Source organism: Sphingomonas faeni (genome assembly GCF_030817315.1).
Taxonomy (GTDB): domain Bacteria; phylum Pseudomonadota; class Alphaproteobacteria; order Sphingomonadales; family Sphingomonadaceae; genus Sphingomonas; species Sphingomonas faeni_C.
Map to the genome: position 1 here is coordinate 2,060,161 of NZ_JAUSZF010000001.1, position 19,076 is coordinate 2,079,236.

18 protein-coding genes, 3 pseudogenes and 1 riboswitch are annotated in these 19,076 nt (G+C 66.4%); of the genes and pseudogenes, 13 read left to right on the top strand and 8 right to left on the bottom strand.

Features of this window, described 5'->3' with window-relative positions; translation table 11 throughout:
* Positions 1-30 precede the first annotated feature (30 nt).
* The 7 genes and pseudogenes from cpaB to QFZ54_RS09555 form a co-directional block, all read left to right on the top strand.
* Positions 31-1,060: pseudogene (gene cpaB, locus QFZ54_RS09525) on the top strand (Flp pilus assembly protein CpaB); the annotation flags it as partial.
* A gap of 362 nt (positions 1,061-1,422) precedes the next feature.
* A complete protein-coding gene (locus QFZ54_RS09530) occupies positions 1,423-1,605 on the top strand; it encodes a hypothetical protein (protein WP_307089545.1) in 183 nt (60 codons plus the stop codon).
* A 226-nt stretch (positions 1,606-1,831) separates the two neighbouring features.
* On the top strand, positions 1,832-2,239 hold the full coding sequence (locus QFZ54_RS09535) for a hypothetical protein (protein ID WP_307086663.1): 408 nt from the start codon (positions 1,832-1,834) through the stop codon (positions 2,237-2,239).
* The gene (locus tag QFZ54_RS09540) at positions 2,221-2,445 is read left to right on the top strand and encodes a hypothetical protein (protein ID WP_307086666.1); all 225 of its coding nucleotides are present in this window, start codon (positions 2,221-2,223) and stop codon (positions 2,443-2,445) included. The genes QFZ54_RS09535 and QFZ54_RS09540 overlap by 19 nt, the downstream gene beginning before the upstream one ends.
* 47 nt (positions 2,446-2,492) lie before the next feature.
* Positions 2,493-3,458 (top strand): CpaD family pilus assembly lipoprotein, encoded by a 966-nt coding sequence (locus QFZ54_RS09545; RefSeq protein ID WP_307086668.1) that lies wholly within the window; start codon positions 2,493-2,495, stop codon positions 3,456-3,458.
* Between the two features lie 10 nt (positions 3,459-3,468).
* Positions 3,469-3,621 (top strand): annotated as a pseudogene (locus QFZ54_RS09550) (type II secretion system F family protein); the annotation flags it as partial.
* 93 nt (positions 3,622-3,714) lie between these two features.
* The gene (locus QFZ54_RS09555; protein WP_307086669.1) at positions 3,715-4,128 is read left to right on the top strand and encodes a hypothetical protein; all 414 of its coding nucleotides are present in this window, start codon (positions 3,715-3,717) and stop codon (positions 4,126-4,128) included.
* A 64-nt stretch (positions 4,129-4,192) separates the two neighbouring features.
* Here QFZ54_RS09555 and QFZ54_RS09560 read toward each other — a convergent pair whose 3' ends face one another.
* From QFZ54_RS09560 to QFZ54_RS09580, 5 genes are all read right to left on the bottom strand, one after another.
* Positions 4,193-4,570 carry a hypothetical protein gene (locus QFZ54_RS09560; RefSeq protein ID WP_307086671.1) on the bottom strand — a complete coding sequence of 126 codons (378 nt, stop codon included), beginning with the start codon at positions 4,568-4,570 and terminating at the stop codon, positions 4,193-4,195.
* A 24-nt stretch (positions 4,571-4,594) separates the two neighbouring features.
* The gene (pnuC, locus tag QFZ54_RS09565; protein ID WP_307086673.1) at positions 4,595-5,152 is read right to left on the bottom strand and encodes a nicotinamide riboside transporter PnuC; all 558 of its coding nucleotides are present in this window, start codon (positions 5,150-5,152) and stop codon (positions 4,595-4,597) included.
* Complete coding sequence (locus tag QFZ54_RS09570; protein WP_307086676.1) at positions 5,149-6,282, bottom strand: phosphotransferase enzyme family protein; 1,134 nt, start codon at positions 6,280-6,282, stop codon at positions 5,149-5,151. The genes pnuC and QFZ54_RS09570 overlap by 4 nt, the downstream gene beginning before the upstream one ends.
* A 1-nt stretch (position 6,283) precedes the next feature.
* Positions 6,284-8,572, bottom strand: a complete 2,289-nt coding sequence (locus QFZ54_RS09575) for a TonB-dependent receptor (protein WP_307089357.1) — start codon at positions 8,570-8,572, stop codon at positions 6,284-6,286.
* Between the two features lie 54 nt (positions 8,573-8,626).
* A riboswitch (TPP riboswitch) is annotated at positions 8,627-8,736 on the bottom strand.
* A gap of 312 nt (positions 8,737-9,048) precedes the next feature.
* Positions 9,049-9,384 (bottom strand): hypothetical protein, encoded by a 336-nt coding sequence (locus QFZ54_RS09580; protein WP_307086679.1) that lies wholly within the window; start codon positions 9,382-9,384, stop codon positions 9,049-9,051.
* A 175-nt stretch (positions 9,385-9,559) separates the two neighbouring features.
* On the opposite strand from QFZ54_RS09580, the gene QFZ54_RS09585 reads away from it, so the two are divergent.
* The 4 genes from QFZ54_RS09585 to QFZ54_RS09600 all read left to right on the top strand — a co-directional run bounded on the left by QFZ54_RS09585 (position 9,560) and on the right by QFZ54_RS09600 (position 13,052).
* On the top strand, positions 9,560-9,961 hold the full coding sequence (locus tag QFZ54_RS09585) for a GNAT family N-acetyltransferase (protein WP_307086680.1): 402 nt from the start codon (positions 9,560-9,562) through the stop codon (positions 9,959-9,961).
* 98 nt (positions 9,962-10,059) lie between these two features.
* Positions 10,060-10,194 carry a hypothetical protein gene (locus QFZ54_RS09590; RefSeq protein WP_307086682.1) on the top strand — a complete coding sequence of 45 codons (135 nt, stop codon included), beginning with the start codon at positions 10,060-10,062 and terminating at the stop codon, positions 10,192-10,194.
* A 111-nt stretch (positions 10,195-10,305) separates the two neighbouring features.
* The gene (locus QFZ54_RS09595; protein WP_307086684.1) at positions 10,306-11,733 is read left to right on the top strand and encodes a deoxyribodipyrimidine photo-lyase; all 1,428 of its coding nucleotides are present in this window, start codon (positions 10,306-10,308) and stop codon (positions 11,731-11,733) included.
* 101 nt (positions 11,734-11,834) lie between these two features.
* Complete coding sequence (locus QFZ54_RS09600; RefSeq protein WP_307086686.1) at positions 11,835-13,052, top strand: MFS transporter; 1,218 nt, start codon at positions 11,835-11,837, stop codon at positions 13,050-13,052.
* A 19-nt stretch (positions 13,053-13,071) separates the two neighbouring features.
* Here the strand turns inward: QFZ54_RS09600 and QFZ54_RS20380 are convergent, their stop codons facing one another.
* The 3 genes and pseudogenes from QFZ54_RS20380 to QFZ54_RS09610 all read right to left on the bottom strand — a co-directional run bounded on the left by QFZ54_RS20380 (position 13,072) and on the right by QFZ54_RS09610 (position 16,609).
* On the bottom strand, positions 13,072-14,589 hold the full coding sequence (locus tag QFZ54_RS20380) for an SMP-30/gluconolactonase/LRE family protein (RefSeq protein WP_373458590.1): 1,518 nt from the start codon (positions 14,587-14,589) through the stop codon (positions 13,072-13,074).
* Between the two features lie 213 nt (positions 14,590-14,802).
* A pseudogene (locus tag QFZ54_RS20385) lies at positions 14,803-16,104 on the bottom strand (glycosyl hydrolase family 28-related protein); the annotation flags it as partial.
* A gap of 232 nt (positions 16,105-16,336) precedes the next feature.
* Complete coding sequence (locus QFZ54_RS09610) at positions 16,337-16,609, bottom strand: helix-turn-helix domain-containing protein (protein WP_307086690.1); 273 nt, start codon at positions 16,607-16,609, stop codon at positions 16,337-16,339.
* Positions 16,610-16,910: 301 nt separating this feature from the next.
* On the opposite strand from QFZ54_RS09610, the gene QFZ54_RS09615 reads away from it, so the two are divergent.
* Both QFZ54_RS09615 and QFZ54_RS09620 read left to right on the top strand, forming a co-directional pair.
* Complete coding sequence (locus QFZ54_RS09615) at positions 16,911-18,257, top strand: GntT/GntP/DsdX family permease (protein WP_307086692.1); 1,347 nt, start codon at positions 16,911-16,913, stop codon at positions 18,255-18,257.
* The gene (locus tag QFZ54_RS09620; RefSeq protein WP_307086693.1) at positions 18,247-18,963 is read left to right on the top strand and encodes a FadR/GntR family transcriptional regulator; all 717 of its coding nucleotides are present in this window, start codon (positions 18,247-18,249) and stop codon (positions 18,961-18,963) included. The genes QFZ54_RS09615 and QFZ54_RS09620 overlap by 11 nt, the downstream gene beginning before the upstream one ends.
* Positions 18,964-19,076: the final 113 nt, after the last annotated feature.

The following is a 19,076-nucleotide window of genomic DNA, read 5'->3' on the forward strand; positions in this document are numbered from 1 at the left end:
TTCTTGGCGCCTGAAAGGCACGATCTAGTCATGGATACACGCAAGATCATTTTGCTGTTCGGAGCGCTTATTGTAGCGGCCGTTACGGCGCTCTTTGCCAGAACGCTGATCGCTGGCAGCTCCACACCGCAGGCGGGCGCGGTCGTTATCGCCGCCCCTGTCGTCGACGGCCCCGAAGTGCTGGTCGCGACCCGTTCGCTACCGGTCGGCACGATTCTCGACGCGACGGCGCTGAAATTCCAACCCTGGCCAAAGGAGCTGGTAGACAACGCCTATTACTTCCGCGACAAAACCGACCTGAAGTCGCTTCAGGGCACGGTTGTGCGCAGCATCATCACAGCAGGACAGTCGGTAACGCAGGGTGGACTGGTGAAGCCCGGCGATCGTGGGTTCCTTGCCGCCGCGCTCGGACCCGGCATGCGCGCGGTAACGGTCCCGTGTCGGCGCAGGGCGCATTCGCCGGATTCGTGTTTCCCGGCAACCGCATCGACCTTGTCCTGACGCAGGAGGTAAGGGGCGGCGGCGACGGCGATCCGCTGAAAGTGTCGGAGACGATCATGCGCAACATGCGCGTGCTGGCGACCGATCAGCGGACCGACAATCTGGTCGGATCGGACGGCAAGACCGAGGTCAAGACGTTCTCCAACGTGACGATCGAAGCGACGCCAAAGATGGCTGAACAAGTCGCACTTGCGCAGACACGCGGCTCGCTGTCGCTGTCGCTGCGGTCTATCGCGGACAACTCGGCCGAACTCGAAGAGGCGATCGCGTCGGGCGCGGTGAAGCTGCCCGACGGCACCGATCCGAAAGCGGAGAAGGCGATGTTGGTACGCGTTGCCAGCCAGCCGATCTCCGGCGGATCCAGCTATCAGACCGGCGCGGACATCTCGCGGTACCAGCGCAGCACGGTGCCCGGCAAAGCATCGAGCAACCAAGATGATCGTCTGATGCAGATGATGGGCGCGCCGCAGCCGGGCGGCGGGGCGCCCGCGTGGTGCAGAGGCCGGCCGCACGCGTCGCGCGCGGCAATGCTGTGACCATGGTTCCGGTCGGGGGAAGAACTGGGATGCGTATCTCCACGACGCGCCCAATCGGTTGGCCGCTCGCGGTCGCCCTTGCTGCAGCCACCGCCGCCCCTTCCGTCCCCGCACTCGCCCGGTCCTGCACCCAGGCCGCTCCCTCAGGACTGCCCGTTGTACAGGTCAACACCGGTCGCTGCCGTCTCGTGACGCTGGCGAGGCCGATTAGCGACCTGTTCGTCGCTGACACACGATCGCCGACGTCTAGGTCCGCTCACCGACGCAACTCTACGTATTCGGCAAAAAGACCGGCGAGACGACAATCTCTGCGACGGCAAAGGGCGGCGCAGTCATCTACGCCTCGACCATCCGCGTCGGCAGCAACCTCGACTCTGTGCAGCAGATGCTCGGGCTCGCAATGCCCGAAGCGCAGGTCGTCGCAACGCCGATGAACGGGCTGACCCTACTCACCGGCACGGTCGCCGCGCCCGAGGACGCCGCCGAAGCCGAGCGGCTGGTGCAGGCGTTCGTCGGCGATTCGACCAAGGTTGTGTCGCGACTAAGACGGCGACACCTCTGCAGGTGAACCTCCAAGTGCGCGTCGCCGAGGTCACGCGAAACTTTGTCAAGAACATCGGGGTGAACCTGACAAGGCGGAGTTCGGGCAACTTCCTCTTCAACATCGCGCAGGGTCGCCAGGGCACCATCACGATCGTGCCCGCGTCATCAATGCCCCCAATGCCCCGGTAGATGCCAACGGCGCATTCCCCGGCAACACTCTCTTCGGCTTTCCTGCCAAAGCGGCGATCGGCTTGACCGTTGGTCTAGCAGGGCGTCTGCTGGGCATGGACGTGCTCGGCGCGATCGGTCTTGGCGAAACACTCGGTCAGGTGACGACACTCGCCAATCCGAATCTTACCGCGCTGTCGGGCAAGACGGGCACCTTCCTCGCACGCGGCGAAATTCCGATTCCGCTGACGCAGGCGCTCGGCACGATATCGGTCGAGTACAAGCAATACGGCATCAGCCTTGCCTACCCGCCGAGGGTATTGTCGGATGGCTGCAATTCCCCTCGGGTACGTCCCGAAGTGTCGCAACTCGGTTACGCCAACGCGATCACGCTCAGTGGTACGCGCGTGCCCGGCCTTACGACGCGCCGCGCCGAGACGACGGTGCACGGGCGCCGACCGATATCGACCGCGTGCTGCTGGTCACGCTGAGCGCCAGCGGCGGCGGCAAGCGACCGGTGCCGACGATCGCACGGCCGTCCCATGTCTCGCCGTCGATCGGTGCCACCGCCCCCGTCATGCCAATGCTGCATGGCAATACGCGTCGCAACGAGGACGATACGGCCGCAGCCCCGACTACCGGTGAAGGCGCCAAGACAAGGAAGGGCGCCATCCCCGCGCCAGGTTTATCGAATTGAGTCGGGCCCTGCCCTGCCGTTCGCGAACAACGCATCAAGGAATTCCGATGATCACCAAGTCGATTCTGTTAGCGTCCCTCATGCCCGCGCTGTTGCTCGGTGGCGGCATGGGCATCGGGAACCGCGGACTTCAATCGGTCCATCAACCGGTCGTCAGCCGATCCGGCTATGCAATCGATCTCGGCGTGTCGGGCGGAGCGCTGGCAGCGGGTGAACAGCAACGCCTTGCCGGTTGGATGAACGCGATGTGGCTCGGCTATGGCGACCGCGTCGCGATCGACGACCCCGCGGGCGAAGGCCCTAAAGCGCACGGCGACGTCGCCGCGGTGGTCGCAACCTACGGCCTATTGCTGAGCGACGACGCGCCGGTCACACCCGCCGCCGTCACGCCCGGATCGATGCGCGTGGTAGTCAGCCGGACGCGAGCGCAGATGCCCCGCCGCCCGGACTGGTCGCTTAATTCGACCAACGTTTTCGAAGCCCACACGTCATCCGACTTCGGCTGCGCGATCAACAGCAATCTTGCGGCGATGATCGCCAACCCCAACGATCTGATGCGCGGCAAGGAAGGTGTGCGGGGGTTGCGGTCCGGTTTGCCGATCAGCGAGACGATCGCCGTCGTCGGCCAGGAACTCGACGGCCCGGTCGGCGAGGAGTTCCGATCGGTCAGCGACAAGATGAAGATCCGCCAGACGATGGACGCGGCGCTCCAAGAAACCGCGGACCGGCTCGACGTCCCCGAATTCCAGTTCTTCGTCATCACCATCGCGATCCAGCGCGAGACGCTGGCGAACCTCGCCGACGTGCTGCGCATGCGCGGCCAGATGAAGGCGTCCGCCTACATCATCGGCGCGCTGCCGTTCCTCGTGTTCGCGCTGATCTGGTTCATCAACGGCTCCTACATGCAGCGGTTCTTCGTCGACGAGCGCCTGATCCTGATCGGCATGGGCGCCATGGTGTGGATGGCGATCGGCGCCTTCATCATGTCGAAGATGATCAGCTTCGAAATCTGAGGGACTGACGATGGGCGAGACCGCCGGACCTACCCTGCTCGGGATCGACATACTCTGGGTCGCGACGATCCTGTCGGGCGTCGCCGCGTTCGCCGTGATGATCGCGATCTATGCGACGACCACGGTCCGCGATCCGATGGCCAAGCGCGTCAAGGCGCTCTCCTACGCACTGCTAAAGAGCTGACGCCCTGGTGAAGAGCTAAGGCAACCGCAACGCGACCGGATCGTTGAGCCCCCGTAACAGGAGGGTTTCCAGATGCCGTTGTTTTCCACGCCCACGCAGTTCGCCGCGCTCGCGCTGATCTTCATCGCCGGTTGGCTGTTCGGATTGGCGAGCCATCCCGGCGGCAAGAAGTGGAAGGCGCGCTATCTCGCCGAACGTGACGCACACGCGGCCGCCAAGAAGGATGCCGACATCCGCGCCACCGCCGCGGAAAAGCGCGCTGTCGAAGCCGAGCATGAGAATGCACGCCTCGTGAAGGCGACCCCGGTGGCGCCGGTCGCCGCTCCGGTGACGCCGGTCGCGCGCGTGACCACGACCCGCGCGCCGGTCGAGGACCGATCGATCTTCACGACGCCCAGCACGCGCCCGGTCGCGGCATCGTCGGCGCGTCCGGCCTATAATAACGATGGCACGAAGCGCGGCTGGTTCGACTTCGACCGTCGCTAATCTCCAAAGGGCGGCCCGCTCACCATCGAGCGAGCCGCCCTGTCGGGCCTATTGATGTCGCTGCCTATTGATAGTGGGCGACGTTCTCGAACCCCGTGTTCGTCTTCGCCATCTTGACCAGCTTCCTGGCGTAGGAGCGCACGTGGCGGTCGAAGCGCGTGTCGTTGTAGACGCCACGCCAGATATATTCGTCGCGCTCCAATATGGCGGCAAGTGCGGCGGCAAACGCGGCCTGGGTGTCCGCCACCCCCTTCCGGTTCATCAGCGAACAGACCATCTCCTCGGCGGAGGCCTTGTCGCAGTCATCCTGTAGTTCCCGACCGCCACGCTCGGCGACGACCTGCTCGGATCGTGCGGCGACGACGCGCGCGTCTAGCCATTTGCGGACCGCGTCGCCGTCCCAGTCCTTTGCCTCTGCCTTTGCCTTTGCCTTTTCCGCCAACGCTCGCTCTCCGTCTCGCGCGCACTATCCGGGAGTGCGCGCCTGCCAGCGCCGATATCCGATCACGGCCAGCACGACCATCGCCGCGTAAAGACCGGCGGTGAGCACCAGTCCCTTGTACGCGAACATCCCGACATACAGGACGTCGACCACGATCCACAGCAACCAGTTCGCCGCATGCCGCCGCGCGACCCAATATTGCGCGACGAGGCTGAAACTGCTGAGCGTCGCGTCGGCCCATGGCAAGGCAGCGTCGGTATAGTGGCTCATGAACCAGCCGATCGCGAACGCCCCGACCGCACCCGCGCCGAGACCGGCGAGCGCGCGCGATGGCCGCAACGGCTCGACGACGACATCGCCGCTATCGTCCTTGCCCCGCGCCCAGGCCAGCCAGCCGTAGACGATGGCGATCGCGAAGAACGCCTGAAGCACCATGTCCGCGTACAACCGCACGTCGAGGAACAGCTTGAAATAGAGCGCACACGCGACGAAATTGATCGGCCAGCACAGCATGTTGCGCTTGGCGGTCAGCCATATCCCGGCAAAACTGACGACGACCGCGACGATCTCGAACGGTGTCATGACCGCGCGATCCGACGCAGGAAATCCTGACCCGGGGCTGAGAAGAACCACGCGGCATGGTCGATCAGATACCCGTCCCAGGCCATGGCGGCGGACGCGGTATCCGCCACGACGGCGGTAAAGTAGTCGGCCTCCGACAGCGCGAATTCGACATGGACCAGCGGCAACAGGGACACGATCGCAGCGATCTCCGCAGGGTTCAGCGGCAGGACGGTGGCATAGCCTGCCACCAGCGCCAGCGCCGTCTCGGAATCGGCGATCGCATCGTCCGCCCCCTGCCCCAGGTCCAGCCACCGCACCGCCGTCCGCTCGATCGCCGTCGCGATATCGTGAACGGCAGTCGTGCGATCGGCCAAGCCGAAGTCGAACACGGTCCGCACTGCGCCCTCTCGCGTCCACAGCAGGTTGGACGGGTGCCAGTCGTTATGTGTCCACAAAGGCGCTTGGTCTGCGAGGAGCGACGACAGGTCGTGATCGGCTTGCCCGAACAGCCGGGCGACTTGCGCCTGCCACGGCCGGTCCGCGAGGAACGCAGCCAGCGCCGGGCGGGCGGTAACGTATGCGCTCGCGGCCGTCAGGGGATCGGCGGCGGGGAGTATCGCGAAACTCGAGACCAGGGGTTGTTGGCGCCGCGCTGGCGCATCGAACCCGCGCGCGGCGACGTGCAGTTTCGCCAGCGCCACGCCGGCGGCATGGGCGTGGTCGAGCGACAGGAACGGCGTCCACGACAGCCGGTCGCGGTACAGGTCGTCGCCCGCAGCCTGACGGTGCAGTTCGTACGACCACGGACCGATCGCGACGGCGGTCGCGCCCTCATCGGTAGCCATCACATCGGGCACCGACACGCCTGCGCCGGCGAGATGCGCGATGAATCCGTGTTCCTCGGCTAACCCCTCGACCGTGCGGACAAGGTGATGGTGGCGCTTCAACAGGAACGCGCCGTTCGTCGTGTGTACCAGCGTGGCGGCGGAGAACGGTCGCGGGGAATGCCAGTGCAGCCCGGTCATCCGCCCCGCCGCCGAAAAATGCGCGAGCACGGCCTTGGCCTCGTCTGCAGCGATGGCGGGCCAGGTCGGCGCCTCCAGCGTCGTGCCCATGCCGTGGACGAGATGCTTCAGCTGCGATGCCACCTCAGAACGCCCGAGAGATCGTCGCCATGACCGCTGCGCCGCTGCCGACATAATAGGCGGGCGGCGAGCCGGCGATGACGGTCCCGTTGCGGCCGATCGTGTCCTGCGCGTTGGTGCTGACCGACTGGACGCCGGCAAGGACGTGCGGATCGGTGACGTTGATCGCGTTGACGCGCAGATCGGTGCGCTTGCCGTCGAGCCAGTCGGCGAGGTGCATGCCGACCGACAGATCGAGCGTCGCATAGCCCTTGATGCGCTCGTCGTTCATGAAGCTCGCATATTGCCGGCCGATATATTTCGACGCGACGCTGCCGAAGAAGCGGCCGTCGTCGTAGATCCCGCCCGCACCGAACTGGACGGTGGGACTGGATACCGCATGCTTGCCGCGGGTCGGCAGGAAGTCCGCGCCGACGGGCAGGTCGGCGTCGATCCGCGCGCGCAGATATTCGCCCGAGAGGTACAGGCTGACCCCTGCGACCGGGCGGTAGTCGATCTCCGCATCGACGCCGTACGAGGATTGGCCACCGGCGTTGATCGTCGCGTTCACCTGCGCGCCGCCCTGGTCGAGCACGGTCGCCAACTGGCGGTTGCGGAACTTGTAGTGGAAGCCGGTCACCGAGGCGGAGAGCTGTTCGCCGATGAAGCGATAGCCGATCTCCTGCGAGACAGAATATTCGTTCTTGAGCGCGTCGGTGCCCCGTACGACGACTTCGCCGCCGTAATAGCTGTTGTAGAGCGTGAACTCGTTGGGCGTGCGGAAGTTGGTGGTGATGTTGGCGAACAGCTGTTGGCGATCGTCGAGCCGGTAGTGGATCGCGGCGCGCGGCAATGCGGCGAAGCTGTCGTTGCGCACCTTGTCCTGTGGTCCGGGCAAATAGGTGCGGCCGTTGCGCAGCACGTTCACGCCCTTGAACCCGGCGTCGATCGTCAGCCGCGGCGTCAGCGCGATCCTGTCGGCGAGGAAGAAGCCCTTCGTCACGGTGACGGTGCGCTGGTTCTCATAGGCGAGCAGGCGGCCATCGGCGGTGCGGATCGCCTTTGCGCGGTAACCCCAGCGATCGACCGGCTGCCCCTCGGCGTCGATCGACGTGTAGGATTGCGTGACGCGATCGGTGCCGTAGTCGAACCAGAGTCCGGCGGTGAGCGTGTGCACGCCTGTCTTGAACGTGAGCTTGCTGACGTTGCCGGTCCGCATCTGGTCGCCGGTGTAATTGCCAAGCACGGTCGCGACGCCGTCGACTGCGCCGGGCAGCGCGATCGGCTGGGCCAGTTCTTCGGTGCCGAGGAAGTTTCCTTCGGTGGTCAGCTGTGTGCCGTAGGGCGAGTTGCCATAGCCGAACTGGAGATAGGTGGTGGTGTCGAGTGCAAGCCGATCGGTCAGCGCCAGATGGACCGGCGCGGAGGCGTAGAGGTTGCGGAACGGCGCGCGGTACAGGCGCCAATAGTTGGTGTTCCCCGCCGTGTAGCGCTCGTCGAAATTGAAATCGCGGCCCTGCGCGTTCCACTCGGCGAGCGTCGGGCTTGGGTAGCTCGACGAGTTCGCGTCGTTGTAGGAGAGCGCGAGGCTGGCGCGGTTGCCGGCGCCCCATTCGTTGAGGATCTTGGCGTCGATGTGCTGGCGCGTGTCGAAACCGGCACCCCGCCAATTGTCAGCGCGCGTGTTCGAATAGGAAAGGAAGGCCTTCAACCCGGTATTGCCGATCGTCCCGCTATCGATCCGGACGAACCCGCGCCGCGCCGCGTAGCTGCCGAGCGACAAGTCGACCAGCGCGCCGGGACGCGCCTTCGGATCGTCGAGCGCGAGCGATAACAGCCCGCCAGCCCCGCCGAGCGTGGGGGAGTCGATATCGACCGAGCCTTGGGCGAGCGAGATGCGCTTGAGGTTCTCGGGGTCGGCGAACTGCGACGGGTAGGCGTAATAATAGCCGATGTCGTTCTGCGGCGCGCCTTCCATCAGCACGCCGATCTCGTCCTGGCCGAGACCGCGCAGCGTCAGGCTGGAGCTGGTCGACAGGCCGTACGGGTCGCTCGATGCGACGTTCGCGCCGGGCAGCAGCGTGACGAGCTGGAACGCGTTGAGCGTCGGTGCCTGCTTGACGATGAAGTCGGCGGAGATCGCACTTTGCGCGCGCGGAACCTTCTGGTCGGGGAGCAAGCCGGCTGGGTCCTGCTTGCCGACCACGCGGATTTCTGCGGGTTCGACCGGGTCGGCCACCTGCGCGCCTGCCGACGATGCGGCGAGGGTTGTTACGACCAGGCCCAAAAGCCTGCGCTCGCGCGCGGCGGACATTACACGAAAACCAGCACTGAAAAACGTCACGTCCACTCCAATCGGAGGGACGACGGGCCAGCCGCAGACCCTCCCTACGCCGGTATAAGCCGGATCAGGTTCAGCGGGTCATGGGCTGCTGCCCACCTCTCAGCCGCGCATGAGCGGCCCCCCGGGGATGCGCGCGGCTTAGGCGGTCGGGCGAGCGGTGGAAAGCGCTATCGCATTGATCTGGCTGGTGTGCCTCGCGCTGCGCACTTGGGGGCCTCGAGACGCTCGCTGAGAACGGCGCGAAGAACGGCGCGCAGCGGCCGGCCTACCTCGAAAACATGCTGTGAAAACAAGGTAGGCCGACCGCCTCGGCAGCTCGATCGACGAGCACCGCCGGGGTCGGCGAGGGAACGCCGACGCCGCAGCGATGTCACAGATACGTTGCGGTGCCGGATTTGGATTCAGCGCTGGTGGATTCAGCGCTGGTGGAGCGACGTTCGATGCGGTCAGGCGCGACCTTCGCGGCGCTTGATCTCGCCCAACAGCGCCTCCGCGACCGGGTTGCCGACCTCGCCGCCGGACTGTTCGTACGCGGCCGCAAGCTCCGCGTCCGTTGCATCCTGGAGCAGCCCGTTCACCTCCGCGTTGAAGTCGTCGACTTCGCCCGCGGCGGCATCGGCGGCGTCCTCGCTCGTCACGGCCGGCTCTTCGCCAGCGGCCGGAGCGTGGGCCATCACGGCATCCTGCTTGAAGACGTCGAAGGCTTCGGCGGCTTCGTTGCGTTCCTCGATCGCGATTTCGAGGCGGGTGAACAGGTCGAGTTGCGGTGCGGTGTTTTCCATGACGGCAGCTTATCCGCGCGAACTGCGTCGAGGCAACTCGTTCGCGCACGGTAGAGGCGCCCGACCGGGAATTTGTATGATCTACAGCAACTCGTGCGACTTCCGGCCGGAATGGCCGTTCTGCCCTTCGAGCTGCCGACCTTGATCTAGCGATCGGTTGCAGCAAGGAGAGACCATGACCGCGATCCGAGCCGCCGAGCCTTACGACCTGTCCCGGTTGATGGCGTTCGATTCCTTCCCCGGAGACCGGATCGTGGAGATCGTCGACCGCCGGATGCTGGTGGCCGAAGTGGACGGCGTCATCGCCGGCTATGTCGCGTGGCAGACCGGCGGCTGCATCGGCAAGGATTACGTGAACAAGCTGGTCGTCGATCCCGATTATCGCCGCCACGGCATCGCGCAGTCGCTCATCGCGGCGCTGCATTCGGTTTTGGACGGTAGAATTTTCATCTCGACCGGCGCCGACAATGTCGCGGCGGTCGGTCTGCTGACGCTGACGAACTGGCAGCCGGCCGGAAAGATCATGGGATTGCGTCCCGCCGACGAGGCTGAGATCTTCTATTACCGGGACCTATAATTCACGACGGACTGTGTGGTTTTTTTTTGAGGTAAACGGCGACATCCATTCGTGATGTCAAACGTTGCCGGTGATACATCTCGGAAATGCCCCAACGGATGCTCAATCCCGATCAGCGGCTTCGCGAGCATCTCGAGGATGCTCTGGCGGAGGCCGATGCGCTTGGCCAGACGGTCGTCGCCGCATTGATCTCCGAGGCGCTCGACGCGATGGCCAGCCACGCTCCTTCATAAAAGGGATCGGCCTGCTGCCCCGAGTGTTGGGTGGCAATGGTAACGCAATTTTCGCCACCGCTGAACATACGATCGCTGGACACATGGTCGGAAGCCCCTCGCGTCCGGAGCATGAACACGGCCGACATCCGAGCGGACGGACGGTACGTCCTCTGCTGGTTGCAACAAGCGCTGCGGGCGCGGGACAATCCGGTGATCGACGCATCGATCCGCCTCGGCAACGATCTCGGGCTGCCGGTTCTCGTCTATCACGGGCTGCGCGAGGATTACCCCTATGCGTCGGACCGCCTTCACCGGTTCATTCTGGGTGCGAGCCGCGACCTGGCGCTGGATTGTCGCCAGCGCGGCCTTGCCTGCGCCCAGCATGTCGATCGCGCCGACGCCCGCGAGAAGGGCCTGGTCTACCGTCTGGCCGCCGACAGCGCTGCGATGTTCGTCGAGGACCAGCCGACCTTCGTCGCGCGCTGGCAGTCGGAGCGGGTCGCCGACCGTACCGAAGTCGCGATGTTCGCGGTCAACGCAGCATGCGTGGTGCCGCCCGCGCTGCTGGGGGACGGGATCGGATCGACCACCGCGTTCCGACGCAAGCACGAGGCGGTTCGTGCGGACTGGTTGGCGATCGCCGATCTCCCCGCCGCCGTCGCCGCGTATGACGGCCCCCTGCCCTTCACGTCCGATCGACTCGAAGCCTGTAGCGATGCGGACCTGGACAGCCTCGTCGAGAGCGCGGCGATCGACCATTCGCTTGCGCTCAGTCCCGACTTTCCAGCTGGCCGCGACGGCGCGCTGACGAAGCTCGAACGGCTGATGGACATCGTGCTGCGGACCTATGGGACGACCCGCAACGACGCGACCAAGCCGGTCGGCGCCAGCATGTTCTCGCCTTATCTGCACTTCGGCGTGATCGGCCCCCGCGAAGTCATGGCCACCGTCGACGCCACCGATGCGCCTGCCGCCGCGAAAGCCAAATTTGCCGACGAACTTCTGACCTGGCGCGAGTGGTTTCATTACCAGGCTCGCGCGCTCCCCTCGCCCGAGCGCTACGACCGGGTCTCGGAATGGGCGCGTGAAACGCTCGCTGCGCATGCCACCGATCCGCGTCCCGAGGTGGAAACGCTCGCCGACTTGCTCAACGGGACCACGCGGGATGAGACTTGGAATGCGTGCCAGCGCCAGTTCCTGATCGATGGCTGGATGCACAACAATTTGCGCATGTACTGGGCCAAGCGGATCATCGCGCTGACCCCCGATCCGGAGACCGCGTGGGCGACCGCCTGTTACCTGAACGATCGGCTCAGCCTGGATGGGCGCGACCCGTCGACATACGGCAACATCGCGGCGTCGTTCGGCGCGGGATCGCCCGGCCGGGACGGTCCGCCGATCTATGGCAAGGTGCCGACGCGGTCGGATGGATCGACGCGACACCGCGACGGTGGCCCCGAGTGGCTTCGCGACGCCGCGACGCGTACCGCGCGCGAACCGACGCTGCCGTCGAGCCTCCCGTCCGGACTTTACCTCTCGGGCGAACTGCCCATCTAACCCGAGCGTGCATTGCGATGCGCGCTGACGACCGCCCGACCCAGTCCACCCTGCACGCACGGCGCGCCCACCCGGCGCAGCGTCGTACATCGGAATTGACCATGACATCGACCGCGCAAGACCGCCCGGAACCTCGTACGACGGGCTATGTCCTGACCAGCAGCGTGACGTTCGCGATGGCCGCGGCGGCCGGCGTCGCGGTCGCCAACATCTATTACAACCAGCCGATGCTCGGCGTGATCGAGAAGGATCTGCCCGGCAAGCTGTCCACGCTGATCCCCACTGCGACACAGCTAGGCTATGCCGCAGGGCTGTTCTTCCTCGTACCGCTCGGCGACCTGATCGAGCGCAAGCGGCTGATCGTGATCCAGTTCGCGGTCCTGGCCGCCGCGCTGGTCGCCGCCGCAGTCGCGCCCACCGCGGGCCTGGTCGTGGCTGCGTCGCTGCTGGTCGGCGTCGCCTCGACCGTCGCGCAGCAGATCGTGCCCTTGGCCGCCAACCTCGCCGCCCCGGAGCGGCGCGGCGCGACCGTCGGCACAGTCATGTCGGGGTTGTTGTGCGGCATATTGCTGAGCCGAACGCTGGCCGGCTTCGTCGCCACGCATGCCGGGTGGCGCGAGATGTTCTGGCTCGGCGTGCCGATGGCGCTCGCGGTCGGCGCCTGGATGGCGATCAAGCTGCCCCGCAGCCAGCCGGTCGCCACGTTGTCCTATGGCGGCCTGCTCCGCTCGCTCGTCGGGCTGTGGCGTGAGTTCGACGCATTGCGGCTGGCGACCGTCACCCAATCGCTGATCTTCGCAGCGTTCACCGCGTTCTGGACGATCCTGGCGCTCCGGCTCCAGGAGCCGGGCTATGCGATGGGGGCCGACGTGGCGGGGCTGTTCGGCGTCGTCGGCGCGGTCGGCATCTTCGCCGCGCCGATCGCCGGGCGCTACGCGGATCGAAAGGGCCCGCATCTGGTGATCGCGCTCGGCGCCGCGCTGACGCTCGTATCCTGGATAATGTTCGGCGTGTGGACGTCGATCGCGGGCATGGTCGTCGGCGTCATCGTGCTCGACTTCGCCGTCCAGAGTGCGCTCGTCTCCAACCAGCACATCGTCTACGCGCTGCGCCCCGAAGCGCGGGCGCGGCTCAACACCATCTTCATGGGCGGCATGTTCCTGGGCGGCGCGGTCGGGTCCGCCGCGGCGACACAGGCCTGGGCCGCAGCGGGCTGGTTCGGCGTGGTCGTGCTCGGCATCGTGCTGACCGCGTTGGCGACGATCATCCAGGTCGCCAGCCTGACGCGGCGGCGGCGGCGGAGGGGGCGGGCGATCTGACCGATCGCCCGACCGCCCTTTACAGTCCGATGGAGTATAGCGCGTGGTGGGCCAGGATGAACAAGGTGCGACGATCTGGGCCACCGATGACGAGTTGCAGCGGACGTTCGGGTACGTCGATACGGCGTAACAGCGTGCCGTCGGGCCGGTAGACGAACACCTGTCCATTGGCGACGTAGAGGTTGCCGGCCGCGTCGCGCGTCGCACTCTCGCCGCCCCGCGGTGCTGCGATCTTGAGGTCGGTTACCCGGCCATTGTCACCGACCAGACCGCTATACGTGCGGTTCTGCGATCCGTTGGTCAGCACCACCCGCTCGCCGGGGAGCGCCGTGACGAAGCCATACGAATCAAGCGTGTCGGACCAGCGCCAGCCCTGGTGATCGTCAGGCCCCTGGTTCCACACGCGGAACGCCGGCAAGACCAGCGACCCGTCGGGCGAGACATATTCCTGCGACTTCGCTTCGCCCATCTTTCCGGTGAAGAAATCGGCGAGCGGTGGATATTGATACGTCGTCGGATCGATCCGATCGGCGAATTCGCCGTTCGCCCAGACGTTGACGGGGAGCATCGTCGCCGCGGAGCGTCGGACCTTGGCGGGTGTCGGTGCGATCACCTTGACGTCGGCCGGCTTGGTCGGATCGATGCTGTAGACGGTACCGTCTCGCCCGGCCGACGACAGCACCATCAGATCACCGGATTTAGCGACCGCGAGGTTCACCGCGTCGAGCGGCGCCTCCGCCACGATCGACAGGCCTTCGCCCTTCGACCAGCCATGGATCCGCTGGAAGCGGCGATCGATGAAGTACAGCTTGCCCTGCGCGTCGACCGCACCGCCGGCGATCGAATAGAAACCGTCGGCCAGCTTCTCGACGCCGGGCGTGAGCGGTATCGGGGTTCGCACTGCCGTCGCCGATGCTGCCGGCACGTCGAGCTTGGCGAATTCGAGTTCGCGAACTTCCTGGCCGCGCGTCATGTCCTTGATCGCGTTCTCGAACGGGAATTTGCTTGCGCGCAGATAGGTGCCGCAGCCCTTCGTATCGCAGCTCGCAAAGCCGCTCTCGGCGTTCACGTGGACGTTACGGAAACGGATATCGCCCGAATTGTAGAGCTTTACCGCGGCGTCCATCGGCTTGATCGTGCGCGTCACGCGGTAGCCGTGGTAGTTCGCGAACAGGATGTTGCGCGAATTGCGGATCTCGGTCGAGATGGCGTCGACGCCGTCGCGCACCTCCTGCTCGGTCTGCGGCGCGAGGAACTCCCAGTTCTCGACGTTATCGAGGACGATCTCGGCCCGATAATGGTGTTCGGCCGACAGTTCGTAGACGTGGCCGGGGGTCTTGGTGTTCGAGACCTGGAAGCCGGCCGACGCCAAGGTGTTCGGCGACCAGATCGCCGCGAAGGTGCCGCCGCCGCCGTCCGTCACCCAGATGCTCGGATGCTGCCCGTCGAAACGCGCGCGCGGATCGCCGAAGCCGATCGGGCTCCCCTTGGTCAGCACGGTGCCGCCGCCGCCCTGGATCTTGACGTCGTTGACCATCGACGCCTCGCCGGCCTTCCAGAGAAGTGCGGTCGCGCGCGGATTGACGCCGCCGGTCCACAGGCCGAGGCCGGAGACGATCGCGTTGCCGCCCTTCGCGCTCTGCAACAGCGCCTTCGGACCGCCGACGCCCATATAGGCGGGCGTCTCGTCGGGGAGATAGAGGTGCGTGAGGCTGGGGTGTAGTGAGATCAGGACGCTGTCGGGGCGCAGTCTGATCGTATCGGTGACTCGGTAGCGACCGACCGGAAGGTACAGCACGCGGTGCGTGTCGATCGCGCGCTGCAATGCCGCGGTGTCGTCGGTCGTGTCGTCGCCCTTCACGCCGAGATCATGGACGTTCGCCCAGTCGCGAACCGGTGGCATCGCGCGGATCGCCGGGGTCCGCCGGGCGGGCATCCGCGCGAGCGGTGCCATCTGGATGTCGGTCGCATAGTCGCCGATCGCGCCCAGCCCGGCGAGCTTCAGGCCGTAGGAGAAGTCGCTGACCCGGTAGCGCGGCCCAGCGCCCGCCACGGTCTTGCCGCTGTCGCGGAAGCGGACGAAGGTCGGCGTGTTCGACGCCAGCGCACTGTCGAAGCCGATCTGCGTGAAGACGCTGTTCTCGGCGGAGACGATCACGCCCGCCTGCGACACGTTCTCGAACCGGACGTCCTTGCCCCAGAGCGAGTCGGAATAGCCGCGGTCGATCTCGATCCCCACCGGCGTGTCGCGGATCGCGACGTTGACGAGCGTCAGGTCGACCTCATGCTCGCGGATCGCGGCGTCGCGCTGGCCCTGGAATTCGGAGTCGATGAGCGTGAACTGCCATGCGGGCGAGGTCTTTTCGGACATGATGCCGTAGCGACCGCCGAAGAAGCGCAGATTCTCGAACTCGTTGCCCGCCTGGTAGACGCCGGCGAGACCGGAGCCGATGTGGAAATCGACGTGGCGCAGATAGCCGTGCTGCGCGACGCGGAAGCGGACCGCGACCGCGCCGGCATTGCCTTCGCCGATCCGGAAATCGACGTTCGACAGCGCCGAATAGAAAGTGCTGGAGGTCGCGTCGAATATCGCCGGGTCGAACGGGACGCTGGTACGCGGCGGCACCGGCGCCTTGCCGACGCGGTACTGATCCTCGCCGGTGAAGCTGACCATCGCCGCGACGCCCGAGGCGTAGCCGGCGCTGTTGTCGCCGAGCACGATCTCCGGGCGGGTCGGACCGATGCCGAAGATGCGGACCGCGGAGCGGACGAAGATGGTGCGGGTTATCCGGTAGCGCCCGGAGGGGAGGAAAACGACGCCGCCATGGCCGCCCGCCGCGGCCGCGTCGATCGCCTGCTGGAGCGCGACGCTGTCGTCGGCTCGACCGTCGCCGACGCCCTTGACGGTGATCGCGGTCGGGTCGTCGGGCTGGGTGAGATAGACCGAGACGGACTTGGCGGGAGCGCCAAGTTTCGAAGACGGGGCGGATTTCGCGAACGCCGGCGCGGCGATCAGGAGCGCCGTTCCGCAGAGCAGCCATTTCGCAACCATCGTCCGTCTCCCGTTATCAGGACAGTAGTCCTACCGTTCGTGGGGGTGCGCTTCATCTGCGACGAAGGTCGTATCTTTGGGGGGGGCCTTCTGATCCTCCCCCGCCAGGGGGAGGTGGCGCCGTAGGCGACGGAGGGGGAGGACACGGAACGGTCCCTCCTTACCTCCCCCTCCGTCTGGCAAGCGCCAGCCACCTCCCCCTGGCGGGGGAGGATAAAAACGAGGGGTGGGGTTAGATCGCCAGCGTCTGCGCGACGATCGCCGCTTGTGTCCGGTTGCGGACGTTGAGCTTGCGCATCAGGGCGGTCATGTGGACCTTCACGGTGGCCTCGGCGATGCCGAGATCGAACGCGATCTGTTTGTTGAGCAGGCCCGAATGGACGCCGCGGAGTACTCTGATCTGGGTCGGTGTCAGCGCCGCGTGGGTCGCCGGCGCTGGTGCCGCCACTTTTTCCGTCGCTTTTGCTGCCGGGGGATGCCCGATGTCGTGGCCGGTCCGTTCCATGGTCATCCTCCCTGAGCTTCAGCCTGTGCCACGACGGTTCGAGGTCGCGGCAGGTTTGCGCCGTTGATCCAGCGATCCGCTTATACGGATTCGGTTAGACAGGTTTTGACTATGGGCCACGGATTTGCGCGCAATCAAGCCTTTTCTGTTGTCAGACCGAAAAGACCTGTCGTACAGATATCAACAATCACCAGCAGGCGAAGGCGCCGCTGAGCGACGGGAGGGGCCTGATGCCACAAGCACCGGACACGCGTGCACGGACCGCAACGGATGCGCACGCTCTAACGCGGACGGCAGGCCGATGATCGGTGCGGACATGAGGCTGGTGATCGCCGCGTTGGCCGGCATCGGGCTCGCCGTGGTGATGATCGTCCGCGGGCGGCTCCACCCCTTTATCGGCCTGTTGTGCGGCGCGTTCACCGTCGGGCTGCTCGCCGGCCTGCCCCTGCCCGAGGTGGCGAAGGCAGTGCAGAAGGGCGTCGGCGATATCATCGGCGGCACCGGGCTGGTCGTGGCGCTGGGGCTGTCGCTGGGCGCGATGCTCCATCTGTCGGGCGCTGCGGCGTCGCTGGCCAAGGCAGCGCTGCGAATGACCGGCGTTCAGGCCGCGCCCTGGGCCACGCTGGGCATCGCGATCGTCGTCGGGCTGCCGCTGTTCTTCGAGACGGGCCTCGTCCTGTTGCTGCCGATCGTCGTCGCGGCGGCCGAGGAGATGACCGGCAAGGACGGCCCGGAACGCGACGCCGCCAAGCTGAGGCTGATCATGCCGGCGCTGGCCGGGCTGGGCGTGGTCCACGCGCTGGTGCCGCCGCATCCGGGACCCTTGCTCGCAGTAGAGGCGCTCGGCGCCAGCCTGGGCAAGACGATGCTCTACGGGATCGCGATCGCCATCCCGACGGCGATCATATCCGGGCCTTTGTTGGCGAAGTTCACGACGCGCGGCGTGCGGCTGGAGGCGCCGGTGTTGCACGATCACGCGCTCGCGATCGCACCGCCGGCGCGGCTGTTGTCGCTGTTGATCGTGCTGCTGCCGGTGCTGATGATCGCGACCGGCGAACTGGGGCAGATGATCCCGGGGATGAAGGGCGCCGCCTGGCTGGTCGCGGCGAGCAACCCGGTGGTCGCGCTGTTGCTGACCAACCTGATCGCCCTGCCGCTGCTGTTTGGCCGGCGGCTGCGCGATGCCGCGATCCAGACCGCGGTTTGGCACGAGACGATGGGCGCCGCGGGTGCGATCCTGCTGGCGATCGGCGCGGGCGGTGCGTTGAAGCAGGTGCTGGTGACCGCAGGCCTGTCCGACCTGCTGGCGCGCACCGTGCTCATGTATTCGATCTCGCCGCTGTTGCTCGGCTGGCTGGTCGCGGTCGGCATACGCCTCGCCGCCGGCTCCGCGACCGTGGCGACGATCACCGCGGTCGGGATCATGCCGGGCGTGGTCGCAAGCTCGGGCGTGTCGCCGGAGCTGGTCGTGCTGGCGATCGGCGCGGGATCGGTGTTCTTCAGCCACGTCAACGATCCGGGATTCTGGCTCGTCAAAAGCTATGTCGGCACCAGCACTGCGGACACGTTCCGTACGTGGTCGATGCTGGAGACGGCGATATCGGTGGTCGGCCTCGCGCTGGTGATGGCACTGAGCTATGTCGTCTGACGATGCCGCAGTCTCTCATGAGAAGCCGGTCGTGACCGTGCGGCTGGCGGACCGGGCCTATACCGGGATCGTCCAGATCATCCTCGACGAGCAGCTCGCGGTCGGCGACCGGCTGCCCGCGGAGGACAAGCTGGCGACGATGTTCGGCATGTCGCGGACGATCGTGCGCGAGGCGCTGGCGCGGCTCGCGTCGGACGGGATCACGCAGGCGCGGCGTGGGGCCGGGTCCTATGTCAAACGGCGTCCGTCGGAGCGGCTCGGGTCGCACATGCCGATGGCGGACATCGCCGCGACCTTGGGCACCTACGAAGTGCGCTTCGTGCTGGAAGCGGAGGCGGCGCGGCTGGCGGCACAGCGCCGGTCGCATCACCAGATGGACGCGATCGAACGCGCGCTGGAGGCGCTGCGGACTGCTTTGCTGTCCAACGCGCCGGCGCATGACGAGGACTGGGTACTGCACCGCGCGATCGCCGAGGCGACCGCCAATGCGGCGTTCCTGCCGGTGTTCGATCATCTGCGGGACGCGGTGATGCGGATCCTGCGCGCGGGCGTCGACATATCGCGGTCGCGCGCACCCGACGTGATCAAGGCGATGATGGACGAGCATGACGCGATCGTGGAGGCGATCCGGGCGCAGGATGCCGACGGCGCGGCGCTGGCGATGCGCTGGCACCTGTCGCAGGGCCGCAAGCGGTTGATGCCCTGACGAGCCGGGTTTCGGCTCCCCGCCGGGACCTGCGACCATGGTCGTAGATGATACCGCGCCCAGTATATCGTAGAGAACGGCAAGAATGACACGTCGCCAAGCCGCTCCACGGC